This is a genomic window from Klebsiella sp. 141240 (genome assembly GCF_050600805.1).
GTDB lineage: Bacteria > Pseudomonadota > Gammaproteobacteria > Enterobacterales > Enterobacteriaceae > Klebsiella > Klebsiella aerogenes.
In genome coordinates, this window is sequence record NZ_JAQIRK010000014.1 from 40,427 (window position 1) to 53,642 (window position 13,216).

The window sequence follows — 13,216 nt, forward strand, 5'->3', positions numbered from 1 at the left end:
TGCCTTCGAGCAATACTCACGTTATTTTAATTATTTCAGTGTAGCGGCTTGTTCTTTTTTCGCGCGGTCAATACTACGAATGATAATTTCTCGCTGAACATCATCCGCCGGTAACAGTTGCAGCATCAGCTGCCACGCCGCGATCGCTTTGTCATACTGCTGGTGCTCAAAGGCGTTAAACGCCGCCAGGCTAAGCACCCGTACATCGTTATGGTTATTCTTCAGCAACGTATCGAGCAGTTGCTGGGCTTCACGGCTATCGTTGGGATCCGTAGAGTGAAGTAACGCTTCGGTATATCCCAGTTGCGCATCGGCGTTGCCTGGCGCCAGCTGTCGCGCCTTATCAAACGCCTGTAACGCGGCTCCTGGATTATTGAGCACCAGCTGCAGCCTGCCGAGCATCGTCCAGCTCAGCTGGTCGGCCGGGTATTGCTGCAGGCGGGTGCGTAGCCCCAGCGCCAGTCGAAACAGCTCTTCTTCCGACAACGGTTTGCCCTGTGGATCCATCACCCGCTGCATCAGCTGCGGCGTTTGCTGGACGACTTGCTGCCACTCAACCACGCGAGTCATGTAACTCGTTCGGATAAAAACCCCTACGCATAAAGAGGTTAGTATAATAACCCCAAGAATATACACCCAATAACTACTATTTTTGTGATTCGTTTCGGCAGATTCGGGCAAATCTTCCAATAAATTCAAGCGTAAATCGTCAACCAGCTGCTGTTGCTGCGCCGCGTTCACCGCTGAAATGTCCTCATCAAGCTCCTGCAGGCGCGCCCGATAAATCATATGGTTCATGGTATTGCGGTCAACGCGCTGCCTGCCGCTCCACGGAATAAACAGCAGCGCCGCGGTTCCCAGCAGTAACACCAACATGATGAGCAAAGCGACAATCATTTCAGGGTCCTTTTATTGTCATCAAGCAGCGCCTTTAAGCGTTCCTGTTCCTGCGCGCTCAGCTCGCTGATGCGTTCAGCCCGTGAGCGACGGCTTAAACGGAAAATCACCAGCGCGCCGCCCACAACGAAACAAGCCGGCAGCAGCCAGAGGATAATCGTCGCGGGGGTCACCGGCGGTTCGTAGGTCACGAAGTTGCCGTAGCGCGCCACCATGTAATCGGTGATTTGCTGATTGCTTTGTCCCTGCTCCATCAATTGCCAGACCTTTTTGCGCATGTCGGCGGCAATCATCGAGTTCGAATCGGCAATACTGTTGTTCTGGCATTTCGGGCAGCGTAGCTGTTCGGTCAACTGGCGGAACTGCTGCTCCTGGGCTTCATCTTTAAATGGATAGGTATCAATCGCCGCCAGCGCCTGAAACGAGAGCAGCGCCGTCAGTAAAGTGATGAGCAGAAATTTCACGCGCCCCCCTGTTGGCTATATTTATTCCACAGCGGCAGAATCTCCTGCTGCCAGACCCGCTCGTTCACATCGCCGGCATGGCGGTAGCGGATAATGCCTTTGCCGTCGATGAGGAAAGTTTCCGGCGCGCCATACACGCCAAGATCCAGCCCCAGCATGCCGTCGCCGTCAAACACTCCCAGCGCATACGGGTTGCCCAATTCGTGCAGCCAGTTCACCGCTTTCTGGCGATCGTCTTTATAGTTGATGCCAACGATGCGAATACCCTGCGCCGCCAGGGAGCGCAAATACTGATGCTCCGCCCGACAGGTGGGGCACCAGGTGGCCCAGACGTTAATCAGCACTGGTTTACCATTGATAATGTTAGAGGGATCCAGCATGACATCCGGTTTTTCCAGCGACGCCAGGCGGAAATCCGGCAGAGGTTTACCCACCAGCGCAGATTCAAGCACAGTAGGATCGTCCCCGTCGCTATTGCGCATCAGTTGCCACATCAGCGCCGCCGCCAGAATCAGGAAGATAGCCAGCGGTAAATATAAGACTTTGCGGTTCATCACGCGTTCTCCGGCAGTGATTTACGTAAGCGATAACGTGGGTCCAGAATGCACAGCACGCCGCCAAACGCCATTAACATCCCGCCGAACCAGATCCAGCGAACAAAAGGTTTATAGTACAAGCGCACCGCCCAGCTACCGTCGGCCAGCTCTTCACCCAGCGCAGCGTACAGGTCGCGCGCCAGCCCACCGTCGATGGCGGCTTCGGTCATCTCCATCCGGCTGCTGCTGTAAATGCGTTTCTCCGCCCGCAGCGTACTCACGTGACGGCCATTCTGCGAAACTTCGATCACCCCTTCACCGCCAAAGTAGTTCGGCCCGGTGATATCCCGCACGTCACGGAACACAAAGTGATACTGGTGAATATCGACGCTATCGCCCGGCTTCATTCGCACATCGCGTTCAATGCTGTAATTCTGACTGAAGGCGATGCCAATGACGGTGACCACCAGCCCCACATGGCCGGCGACCATTCCCCAGTGACTGCGTCCGAGGCGGGTCAGCCCGCGCCAGAAGGGGTGGCGGTCGGTGGCGCGCTCCACCACTTCCATCACGGTAAGCACAAATGCCCACAGCGACATCAGCAGGCCAACCACGGTCATGGCTTTAATACGATCCTGCATCAGCCATGGCAGTACAACAGCCAGCACGATAGAGACCAACGCGGCAATCAGCAGCCGCTTACGCAGCTTGTGGAATTCATCGCGACGCCAGCGCACCAGTGGCCCGATACCAAGCAGCAGCGAGAACGGGATCATCAGCGCAATAAAGAGGGAATTAAAGAACGGCTCGCCAATAGAAATGCTGCCTAACCCCAGTAGCTTGTGTATCAGCGGCAGCAGCGTCCCCAGCAGTACCACCAGCATGGCGGCAATCAGCAGCACATTGTTGCCCAGCAGTAGCGACTCGCGCGACCACAGTTCGTGACGCACCCGGGAACGGACCTTGCCGCCTTTGATGGCGAATAACAGCAGCGAACCGCCGATAGTGATCACCAACAGCGCCAGAATAAACATGCCGCGCGTGGGATCGGAAGCGAAGGAGTGTACGGAAATCAGTACCCCGGAACGCACCAGGAAGGTGCCCAGCAGGCACAGCGAGAACGCCAGAATCGCCAGCAGCACGGTCCAGGATTTAAAGCTGCCGCGCTTTTCGGTGACCGACAGCGAGTGAATCAGCGCCGTTCCCGCCAGCCACGGCATCAGAGAGGCGTTTTCTACCGGATCCCAGAACCACCAGCCGCCCCAGCCGAGCTCATAATAGGCCCATGCGGACCCGAGCACGATACCGACCGTCAGAAAGCTCCACGCCGCCAGCGTCCACGGGCGCGACCAGCGCGCCCACGCGCTATCAAGACGCCCGGTCATCAGCGACGCAATGGCGAAAGCGAAAGCCACGGAGAAGCCCACATAGCCCATGTACAGCATCGGCGGGTGGAAGATCAGCCCGATATCCTGCAGCATCGGGTTCAGATCGCGCCCTTCGATGGGGAAATCAGGTAGCGTGCGCACGAACGGATTTGAGGTCAGCAGGATAAACGCCAGAAAGCAGAAAGAGATCATCCCCATCACCGCCAGCACGCGCGAAGAGGCTTCCAGCGGAATATTACGGCTCAGGGCCGCGACCGCGCAGGTCCAGCCGCTCATCAGCAATACCCATAGCAGCAACGATCCCTCGTGGGCCCCCCAGGTCGCCGCTACGCGATACCACACCGGCAGCAGCGTATTCGAGTTACTGACGACATACAGAACGGTGAAGTCATTCACCACAAAGGCATACACCAGAATGAGAAACGCCCCGAGGATGGCGGCAAACATCGCTACCGACAGCGGCTTCGCCAGCGCCATCATCCGCGCATCCTGCCGCATCGCGCCCCAGGAGGGAAATAGCGCCAGCAGGCAGGAAATGCCCAGCGCCAGGCACAGCAGGAAGAGGCCGATTTCAGGGATCATTGCGTGGCTCCCTGTGGCTTCTCAGCCGGATGATGATTCTCTTCCATCGCTTCTTTCACTTCCGGAGGGGTGTAATTTTCATCGTGTTTCGCCAGCACTTCCTTCGCGCGGATATGCGTTCCGTCCTGCAGCGTCCCCTGGGCTACAACCCCCTGCCCTTCGCGGAACAACGCCGGCAGGATCCCGGTATAGCTCACCTCGACGACGCCGCGGGCATCATAAAGTTTGAAGGTCACATCGAGGGTTTTATCGTCACGCTTCACGCTGCCGGGCATCACCATGCCGCCGATACGTAGACGCTGCCCCGGCTCTGGCTTCTGGCCATTTTCCCGTTTGCCGTATATCACTTCGCCTGGGGTATAGAAGAGATCGATATTGGAGCTTAATGCATACATCACCAGACCAACGGTCAGCGCCAGCCCCCCAATCACTCCGCAGGCGAGCCAGAGACGTACTTTACGCCGAGGATTCACAACGCATCTCCCTTCATTGTGCTTTGCTTACGCGCCGCCGATACCCGCCGCTCGCGCGCCATCTGCCGGCGTACATCCGCCAGCAACGCCCGGCGCTGCCAGCGGGTGTGGATGAACAAAATCAGCAGCGCGATGACCGTCACTGCAACCGCCAGCCAGACATAAAAGGCGTAGCCGCCCATCTGCCAGAAATCGCTCCAGGAGTGAAAAGCGCTGGTCATGAGTTCTCCTCGCGCTTACTAGCGCCAGCCAGCGCCACGACCCACGGACGGCGGCGCTCCTGCAACAGAATTAAATTACGCATACGCATTAATGTCAGAGTAATAAAGAGGAATAAGAAACCGAAAATGGTTAAACGCAACGGCATGCGCATCGACGGGTCGATGGTTTTCTGCATATTGGTCGAGCCCTGATGCAGGGTGTTCCACCATTCCACGGAATAATGAATAATCGGCAGGTTGACCACCCCAACCAGCACCAGTATCCCGGCGGCGCGCCCGGCCAGCCGGCGATCGTCAAAAGCGTGATACAGGCCAATCACCCCGACGTATAAAAACAGCAGGACCAGTTCGGATGTCAGACGCGCATCCCAGACCCACCAGGTTCCCCACATCGGTTTTCCCCACGCGGAACCGGTCACCAGCGCAATAAAGGTGTAAACCGCGCCTGGCAGCGCCATCGCCATCACCGCTTTATCCGCCATTTTCATCTGCCAGACCAGGCCGACAAAAGCGGTCACGGCCATTGAGCCGTAAATCCCCATTGACCACATCGCCGCCGGAACGTGCAGATACATGATGCGATAGCTTTCACCCTGTTGATAATCTGCCGGGGCGTAGACAAATCCCCAGACGCAGCCCACCACCAGAAACAGCGCGCTGAGGATAGCCATCAGCGGAATGAATCGTCCGCATACGCTATACAGGCGCTCTGGAATGGCGAGTTGATGTAACACTTTCCACATTTTTTTTGCCTCATTGCCCCGAGGGAACGGGAATTATTGCACGCTAATTCTGAGTGCCGCCGCGGTAGCAAACGGACTTAAGGTGGCGCTTCCCGCCAGAAAGGCGCCAAGAATGGCCATATAGCCGTCAACCGGCAACTGCATCTGCGCCGCGCCCACGGCGGCGGTGGCGAAAATCAGTAACGGAATCATCAGCGGCAGCACCAGCAGGCTCAGCAATACGCCGCCGCGCCGCAGGCCGACGGTCAGCCCCACGCCGATGGCGCCAATAAAGCTCAGCGTTGGCGTGCCCATCAATAGCGTCAGGGCCAGCACCTGCCACTCCGCCGTCGAAAGTCCAAATAACATGGCGATCAGCGGAGAGATTATCAGCAGCGGCAGCCCGGAGACCACCCAATGCGCCGCGATCTTTGCCAGCACCACCAGCGACAGCGGCACCGGCATCAGCATCAATTGCTGCAGCGAGCCATCCAGCCAGTCATCGCGAAACAGCCGGTCCATTGCCAGCAGCGAAGAGAGTAACGCGGCCACCCACACAATGCCCGGCGCAATCTGCCGGAGCAGCTGCGGTTCAGGGCCGATACTGAGGGGGAACAGGGTGATAATAATCAGGAAAAACCACAGCGGGTTGATAATTTCGGCGTAATTGCGAAAGGCGAGGCGCAGGTCGCGCCAGAATATCTGCTTGATCATGCCGCGACCGCCTCATCGTCGCTCAACATAATCGTGCGTAAGGGAACGCAGAGCGGGCGCAGGGGTTGATGGGTGGTCAGGATGACCGCACCGCCCTGGCCGACGTGCTGCTCCAGCCGGGTGGTCAGCGTTTGTACGCCTGCCGCATCGAGCGCGGTGAAGGGTTCATCTAAAATCCAGAACGTCGCGCGGCTGAGCCATAGTCTCGCCAGCGCGACGCGCCGCTGTTGCCCGGCGGAGAGTTGCGCTACCGGAACATCCTCAAAGCCCACCAGCTCAACCTGCGCCAGCGCCTGCCAGCGCGCCTCAATGGTCGCCTCAGGATGGTAAAAGCGCAGATTTTCGTCCGCCGTTAGCGCCCCTTTCACCCCCACCTGATGACCGAGCCATAAGAGCTGCGCATGCCAGCCATCGCGAATGCGCCGCAGCGGTTTGCCCTGCCAGAGAATTTCCCCTTCTTCTGGCGTCGATAACCCGGTTAAGAGATGTAATAACGAGGTTTTTCCCGCGCCGTTGGGGCCTGAAATTTGAATAATCTCGCCGGGCTGTACCGAAAACGATAAGTGGGTAAAAAGGGTTCGTTCATCCCGCAGGCAGGCGATATTTTGTATTTCCAGCATCAGAAAGCAGGTCCAGTCCGGGCGTCAGCGCATTCAAGTGCCTTATTATAACGAAAGAAAACAATCTGTTTTGCTGAATGTATTAAAATTTTTATACCGGAACTAAGCGGGTAAAAATGCTAAAAACACATAATCGAACGTGCCAATAGCGGTTGCATTTTCACCACTACCGGCATTCCCTTCTTTAGCGATGCAAGCGTAAAGTGCTGGCAATAGAGGATATTGCCGCAATAGCGCAGGCGAAGCCAAACACATAAACGGCAAACTGTGCGCCGCCTGGGCCGGTTAAGCCGTTCAACAGCGCAATGACCATCGCCACCAGCGCCGCACCGATGGACTGCCCTGTCGTCCTGGCCGTTGATAGCACGCCGGAGGCCGTTACCGTGCGATTTGCTGAGACATTGGCAAACATCTCCTTATTGTTTGGCGGCAGGAATAAGCCATACCCCACCCCGCAAACGGCAACGCGCCACAAGAAATCATTCACCGTCGCGGCGTGCGGCAATAGCGCCAACGACCCTAAGCCAAGACAAAAGATAACCACCCCGACGGTAGAAATTTGCGTCGGATTAAAACGGTTTGACAGTCTTCCCGCTACCGGGGCGCAGAAGGCGACAGCTACCGGCCACGGCGTAAAGATAAACGCCGATTCAAGTACTGAATAGTGATAGCTATGTTGCAACACAAACGGTAAGCCGACCAGCGCCATTCCCTGAGCCACGAACATAGAGACGGATGAAAGCACCGCAAAGCTATATTGCCGTGAACGAAATATATCAAGCGGCAATAAGGGGTGCTTTGCTCGCGTCTGGACGATAATAAAGAAGGCAAATAACGCCACTGACGCCGCCGCGCAATAGATAAGCGTCAGGCTCTCCCAGCGGCCAATTTGATCGACTGCCACCACCATCAAGCCCAATGCCGCTGCCGAACTCAGAGCCCCTGCCCAATCAAAGCCCTTCTCCTTTTCGTTATCCGCCCCTAATGAAATCAGGGAGAAAATAATCGCAGCGCCGCCAAGCGGGATATTGATATAGAAAAGCCACGGCCAGGAAAGATACGAAATGATAAGTCCGCCCAACGCCGGACCGATTGCCGTGCCAACCGCAAAGGCCAGCGCATTCAGCCCGAATATCGTTCCTAGCGCGCGAGGTGGAAAAATAACCCGATATAATCCCAGCCCCACGCTTATCATGACCGCATAACTTACCCCTTGTAGTATCCGCATGGTAACCAGTACGCCAAAGGTCGGCGCAAGGCTACAGCCCAGCGAAGAGAGCGTAAATAACACCATTCCCGCCGTGTAAAAACGCTTCTCACCGATTCTGCTGCCCAGCGACGCGCAAATCAGCATCGTCGCCGCGCTGGCTACCTGATAGCCGTTGGTGATCCAGATACTGGACGCCGAATCGACCTGTAACGCACTGGCAATGGTGGGCAATGCGATATTGACAATAGAGCTATCCAGCGCCGCCATCAGCACGCCAATTAATATGGCCGCGGCGGCTAAATAGCGCCTCGGCGCCTCAAAACCTTGATCAAGAGTACTACTACTTACCAACGACATATCCGCAGGTCCTTTATTAGAATGAAATTACGCGCACAGACTTTCGCTCGCGACGCTTGCCCCTTCGAGATAGGTCAGCATCCCAAGCATAAGTACCTCCTCAGGCCGGGCGATAACCGGAGAGCGCGGCGTTTTCCACGGCTGCTTGCTGCCATTAATACGGATGCTCCTGAGGAAGCAGTAAGCGGTGAGGACATAAAAGCGATGACGCATATTCTCGCCCATTATCGGCAGCAGCCCGGAAATACCGCCAATTTCCGGAATTTCGCTGAGAATATTGCCGTAATCCTGTTTCGCCAGAACAAACATGAGCGCGTCAGACATCGGAACCATTTTCACTGCGTCTTCAACCTCGGCTGCCAGCTCATGCCAGAACGAAAAAGCAAAGCGCGAAAAGCCGAAAAGGGGATCGAGGCCACTGACGGAAAAATCAGGATCGATGAAATGAGTCAATGAACGTTCTTCGTCATAAAGCACGTTGCCAAAGTGAAAATTGAAATGAGCCTTTTCTACCGATCGGAATTCTTCACCACGCGCCATCTCGATCGCTTTTTCGATAACCTCTCTGGCGGTAATGCTAAAACGGACGCCATTCAGTAAAACCGGTTTATCAAACAGATCGTGCGCAAATCGCGTAGCTTCCCACTCCTCCTGCAACCTGGCTGGCATATCGCTGCCCCGTGCAGGTTGGTTTTCTATCTCCAGTCCAATCGCGGTTTGGATGTTCTCCAGGGCATTCAGAACTATTTTGCGTCGCGCCGCGAGCGTTCTTTGTTCATCAAGCACGATAGCCGATAGCGGAAGTGAGGCTTTCTTTTCCATAACATAAAACTGACGTCCGGCGGCAACCCCCTCGTGTAACACCGGCACCATCAGCTCCGGGTAAAGAGCATGTAACGCGCGGATTTGCTCAACCTCAGCCTTTAGCTTGCTATTGAAATCAGGAGACATGGCGGTTTTCACCACAAAACCAGAATTTAAAAAATCAACGGTATGGGAACGTGTCATTTTTCAATCTCCTGAAAGGTCGCCACCGGTAGACCTTGGGCAATATTGCGCGCAACGGCGCGAACAACTGCGGTATACCCTACCGAATTGTTAACAAAGGACTGGATAATCACTTCGCTCAGATTCTGCTTCGCCAGATATGCGGGTCGAAGAATGAGTAAATGGTTAGCGTCAGAGAGAATTGTCGAACAGCGGCGCTCATAAGCATAAGCGCGTCCCCCAAGAGGCGACCGCGAGGCCATCACTACATGAGGATGCTGCTTGTTCACGCGCTCAATGGCAGCTTCAATTAAACCAGTCGTTAAAGCACCGTTATCTTCGACGATAAAGCGGTTAATCTGATAGCCAGGGGCATGAACTGGCGCGCGAAGCGACACCGTATTCACCAACGGCGCCCACGGCATAACTTTTTTCTGGCTCATGGCAATTTGCGAGAAGCTGGGACGCAGATTGTCGCGAGCATCCTGCATACGGCCTTCAAAGGAGCGAGTGCCAAGTACGCCATTCGGCGTATCTGGATGCACAATATCGGTTTCAACCGACACAATTTGCGAAGCGTTGCCGTGGATAGCATTTAGTGCCTCAACCACAACACGTAATGAAGCATGCATCCCATTGGTCTGGCAGGAACCCAGACAGTACATACCAGAACTTACTACCTTACGCTGAATCGTACTGATATCGTCACTCGTCAGATCGCCAAGGCAGCCATAAATACTTTTTAGGCTATCAGCCTCAGCGACACCCAGAACTACATTGGCCAGCTCCTGCATGTTGCGAGCCACAGGACTGTGCTGATCCATATCCTGTTTGCTGGTGGCAATAAAACCGATATCAAAGCGCCCGTTAACGGGTGGGCACACTTTGGCTAAATCGCCAAAGAAGAAATGAATTTCACGACCGTCAATTTGCAGCGTATCGTCATTGATTATCTCGACCCGGGACTGGATGCCAGGTTGCGCCATCGCCAGACGCGCCACAATGCCATCAATCGGACGTAACTCCGGATAGTGTTTATCAGTAGCAGGCGGATTCGTTACTACGGTCTGCACCACGAAACCATCATTCTGCGGATCGTTTTGAATCAACAGATTTGCGCCAATCTCTGCGCCACAGCCAACCAGTATTGCCTTTTTCACTTCATTCACCTTTAGCGTTATAAATTTATGTCAATGATTCAGAAATGGATTAATGCCAGGAAAAAAGTTTCAGGAACTCATTAACAGACATAGTCTCAAGCGCCGGGCCAGTGGTCAGGATATCGGCCAGTCTGTCCGCCCGATCGCGTAGCGGGCTGTCTGAAAGATTCAGATGGAATTTGGTTAGCAGTGCGTCAAAACACTCCTCACGACGGCGGACGTGACCAAGCGGATATTCAATAAGCTCGGCAATCTCCTCCGTCATTCCACGACATTTAATGTACAGCGCATTCGGGATCGCGCGTTTTTCTGGGTCGTAGTAGCTTTCGGTAAAAGAAGGACGTTCAGTGCAGGTAATTTTGTGGCGTAAGGCTTCCAGTTGCGGATCGCAGGCCAATGGCTCATGGAAATCCCTAATCGTCAGATTTCCAGTTTGTAGCCCTACCGCTACCATATATTGCAGGCAGTGGTCGCGATCGGCTGAGTTATTCAGCACACCTGATTTATCAATAATTTGAATCGCCGGACGCGTCGTTTCTACGCGAACATATTCGATTGATTCAGGTGAATAACCGGCGGCAAGTATTTTTTCACGCAGGTTAATTGCCGCCTCGACCGCGGTCTGAGCATGATATTCAGCAGGATTGGGAACTTTAAACAATATATTATTGATGACGAAGTCTGAGAGATCTCGCGTCAGGTTGAACGACTGACCGCGTAGCACCGCATCATCAAATCCCCAGCGTTTAGCCGTTAACGCCGTCGGATACCCCATCTCATCTGCCTGGGCAAACAGCGCCAATTGCAGTCCGCGAGCTGTGGCATCGCCGGCGGCCCATGATTTACGGGTGCCTGCATTAGGTGCATGTCGGTAAGTTCTGAGCGCATGGCCATCAATTATCACGTTGGAAAGCGCACTCAGCGCCTGATCCTTCGATAATCCCATGATCTGTGCAGCTGCAATCGCCGAAGCCACCTTGACCAGCACGACATGATCAATACCTAGCGCATTAAAACAGTTCGACAGGCACAGTACGCCATGAATTTCATACGCCCTGACCATGGTGTTCAGAACCGCCGCCATACTCACCTCTGGCTGGGCGCTATCGGAGAGGCTCCGCCACGCGGCAGCGGCCAGGATTGCCCCAAGGTTATCGGACGGATGTCCCCACTCTTGCGCAAGCCAGGTATCGTTAAACTCAAGCCAGCGGATCATCGAACCAATTTGAAAAGCCGCTTCGATTGGCCCTAACCGCAATGGCGTCCCCATGACCGGGACCCCCTGAGGGTTGCGACTGAATTGCGCGCTGCGCATGAGTCTGGAACAGTCGGCATCTGTAGAGGCGGCTATCGCGCAGCCAATTGAATCCAGCAGACAAAAACGCGCCATCCGGAGCGTCTCATTATTAAAGGCTGTTTGCTCGTAGGCATAATCAACCAGATCGATCATTATTTTATCAAACTCAGCGTGCGCCATGTTTTATCCCATAAACGAAATGAAGGTTTCATCAATACGAGTAATAAAGGCCAGAAAAGCGAGATAACTGAATACAAGAGGATGCGTAACCACTTGATTATAAAATGAATAATTGGCCTTACTGATTAAATCGTAATTGGCGCAGCAATAAAAAACCAGCGAATAAAATCGAGGTATTCATCGAAAAGATTGATACCTTAATGATATTCAACAGAGCATGGCTCATTGCAATGGAGATTCAGGACATACGAATTGATATACGAATAAGCTTATTGATGTCGAACGTCTTCGCTGTGACGCTCTCTGGCCAGCACTACCAACACTGGCAATTAGAAACATGATGACAAAACAAACGTCACAAATTATAAATACAATTGCAACATTAAACTAACTTTTAGCATGAGGTCTCAAATGAAGCTAAGTGAACTTCTTGCGTTCGTGACGGTGGTGGAGACAGGGAATATAACCCAAGCCGCAGAGCGCCTGAATCGAGTGCAATCAAGCATTTCCCACCGAATACGAAGTCTCGAGGACAACCTGGATGTCACCCTGTTAGACAGGAAAACCGAAGGATGCACTCCCACAGCGCAAGGCCAGATACTTTATGAGTATGCACTCAAAATTCTGAACCTGGCGGACGATTGCAAAAACAACATTTCCTACTCTAAAAGCAGTCAGTTGACGATAAGAGTTGGAATAATTGAATGTTTACCCCCCTATATTATTAGTTCCTTGATTGATTTAGGCCAGGAGCTGGGCTGGAACATCGATATATCAATCGGCAACACAATTAGTTTGCTCAGCGCCTTTGATAAAAACGAATTTGATGCGGTAATTATTGGCGCCGGATTTTCCAATACACAACATGCACGTTCCATATTGCTCTCAAGCGAGCTGGTAATTATCACCGAGAAAAATCAACCTCCCATTACTGATATCTCCAGTCTGGATGGCGAAGTCTTTTTGCTCAGTAGTAAAAAATGTGCAACGTCTACGCGCAACTTCAATGTGCTGTTCAATGAAGGCAATATCACGCCAAAACGTGTCGTTGAATGCGGATCTTATCCAGTGCTGTTCTCAAGCATTGCCGCGGGTAAAGGGGTATCGTTGGTGTTGCGCTGTTCTATTAGTAGTGAAGTTAAGAGCAAGATTAAGATTCATCAGCTCTCCGGGCAGTTCAATGACTTCAAAATAGAGTTGGTGTACCGAACAGACTGTGCCTATCTGGATATCGCCAAATTCACCGGTATGATGACCTCTGTGTTCCAGGATCCTCGGCTGCGCGATATCGGTTATTAACTAACTCATCTGAACTGCATAAATTATGCTCGCACCACATTATAAAATACACCTACCTATTGAAGACGATCGGTAAAGGTGATTAGCGGGGATATGTTGTCATTCAAGG

At 53.5% G+C, this 13,216-nt stretch carries 14 protein-coding genes; 1 reads left to right on the forward strand and 13 read right to left on the reverse strand.

Annotation, left to right across the window (positions count from 1 at the left end):
- Positions 1–30: 30 nt before the first annotated feature.
- The 13 genes from ccmI to PGQ95_RS20570 form a co-directional block, all read right to left on the reverse strand.
- Positions 31–897 (reverse strand): c-type cytochrome biogenesis protein CcmI, encoded by an 867-nt coding sequence (gene ccmI, locus PGQ95_RS20510; protein WP_308957871.1) that lies wholly within the window; start codon positions 895–897, stop codon positions 31–33.
- On the reverse strand, positions 894–1,361 hold the full coding sequence (locus tag PGQ95_RS20515; protein WP_087858644.1) for a cytochrome c-type biogenesis protein: 468 nt from the start codon (positions 1,359–1,361) through the stop codon (positions 894–896). The genes ccmI and PGQ95_RS20515 overlap by 4 nt, the downstream gene beginning before the upstream one ends.
- Positions 1,358–1,915 (reverse strand): DsbE family thiol:disulfide interchange protein, encoded by a 558-nt coding sequence (locus PGQ95_RS20520; protein ID WP_015370115.1) that lies wholly within the window; start codon positions 1,913–1,915, stop codon positions 1,358–1,360. Before PGQ95_RS20520 ends, PGQ95_RS20515 begins: the two co-directional genes overlap by 4 nt.
- On the reverse strand, positions 1,915–3,867 hold the full coding sequence (locus PGQ95_RS20525; RefSeq protein ID WP_430919181.1) for a heme lyase CcmF/NrfE family subunit: 1,953 nt from the start codon (positions 3,865–3,867) through the stop codon (positions 1,915–1,917). Before PGQ95_RS20525 ends, PGQ95_RS20520 begins: the two co-directional genes overlap by 1 nt.
- Complete coding sequence (ccmE, locus tag PGQ95_RS20530; RefSeq protein WP_032706309.1) at positions 3,864–4,340, reverse strand: cytochrome c maturation protein CcmE; 477 nt, start codon at positions 4,338–4,340, stop codon at positions 3,864–3,866. The genes PGQ95_RS20525 and ccmE overlap by 4 nt, the downstream gene beginning before the upstream one ends.
- Positions 4,337–4,561: a heme exporter protein CcmD gene (gene ccmD / locus PGQ95_RS20535; protein ID WP_006798167.1), complete on the reverse strand. Its 225-nt coding sequence runs from the start codon at positions 4,559–4,561 to the stop codon at positions 4,337–4,339. The genes ccmE and ccmD overlap by 4 nt, the downstream gene beginning before the upstream one ends.
- Positions 4,558–5,304 (reverse strand): heme ABC transporter permease, encoded by a 747-nt coding sequence (locus tag PGQ95_RS20540; protein WP_045366782.1) that lies wholly within the window; start codon positions 5,302–5,304, stop codon positions 4,558–4,560. The genes ccmD and PGQ95_RS20540 overlap by 4 nt, the downstream gene beginning before the upstream one ends.
- Positions 5,305–5,337: 33 nt before the next feature.
- Positions 5,338–5,997 carry a heme exporter protein CcmB gene (gene ccmB / locus PGQ95_RS20545; RefSeq protein WP_015370111.1) on the reverse strand — a complete coding sequence of 220 codons (660 nt, stop codon included), beginning with the start codon at positions 5,995–5,997 and terminating at the stop codon, positions 5,338–5,340.
- Positions 5,994–6,617, reverse strand: coding sequence for a cytochrome c biogenesis heme-transporting ATPase CcmA (gene ccmA / locus PGQ95_RS20550; protein WP_430919184.1), 624 nt, complete (start codon positions 6,615–6,617; stop codon positions 5,994–5,996). The genes ccmB and ccmA overlap by 4 nt, the downstream gene beginning before the upstream one ends.
- Before the next feature lie 184 nt (positions 6,618–6,801).
- Positions 6,802–8,184 (reverse strand): MFS transporter, encoded by a 1,383-nt coding sequence (locus PGQ95_RS20555; protein WP_047050258.1) that lies wholly within the window; start codon positions 8,182–8,184, stop codon positions 6,802–6,804.
- 27 nt (positions 8,185–8,211) lie between these two features.
- Positions 8,212–9,192 (reverse strand): hypothetical protein, encoded by a 981-nt coding sequence (locus tag PGQ95_RS20560; RefSeq protein WP_430919186.1) that lies wholly within the window; start codon positions 9,190–9,192, stop codon positions 8,212–8,214.
- Positions 9,189–10,331, reverse strand: coding sequence for a hypothetical protein (locus PGQ95_RS20565; protein WP_113374602.1), 1,143 nt, complete (start codon positions 10,329–10,331; stop codon positions 9,189–9,191). The genes PGQ95_RS20560 and PGQ95_RS20565 overlap by 4 nt, the downstream gene beginning before the upstream one ends.
- Before the next feature lie 49 nt (positions 10,332–10,380).
- Entirely contained in the window at positions 10,381–11,808 is a 1,428-nt protein-coding gene (locus PGQ95_RS20570) for a bifunctional 2-methylcitrate dehydratase/aconitate hydratase (protein ID WP_045395151.1), read from the reverse strand.
- 411 nt (positions 11,809–12,219) lie between these two features.
- On the opposite strand from PGQ95_RS20570, the gene PGQ95_RS20575 reads away from it, so the two are divergent.
- Entirely contained in the window at positions 12,220–13,107 is an 888-nt protein-coding gene (locus tag PGQ95_RS20575) for a LysR family transcriptional regulator (protein WP_047044392.1), read from the forward strand.
- Positions 13,108–13,216: the final 109 nt, after the last annotated feature.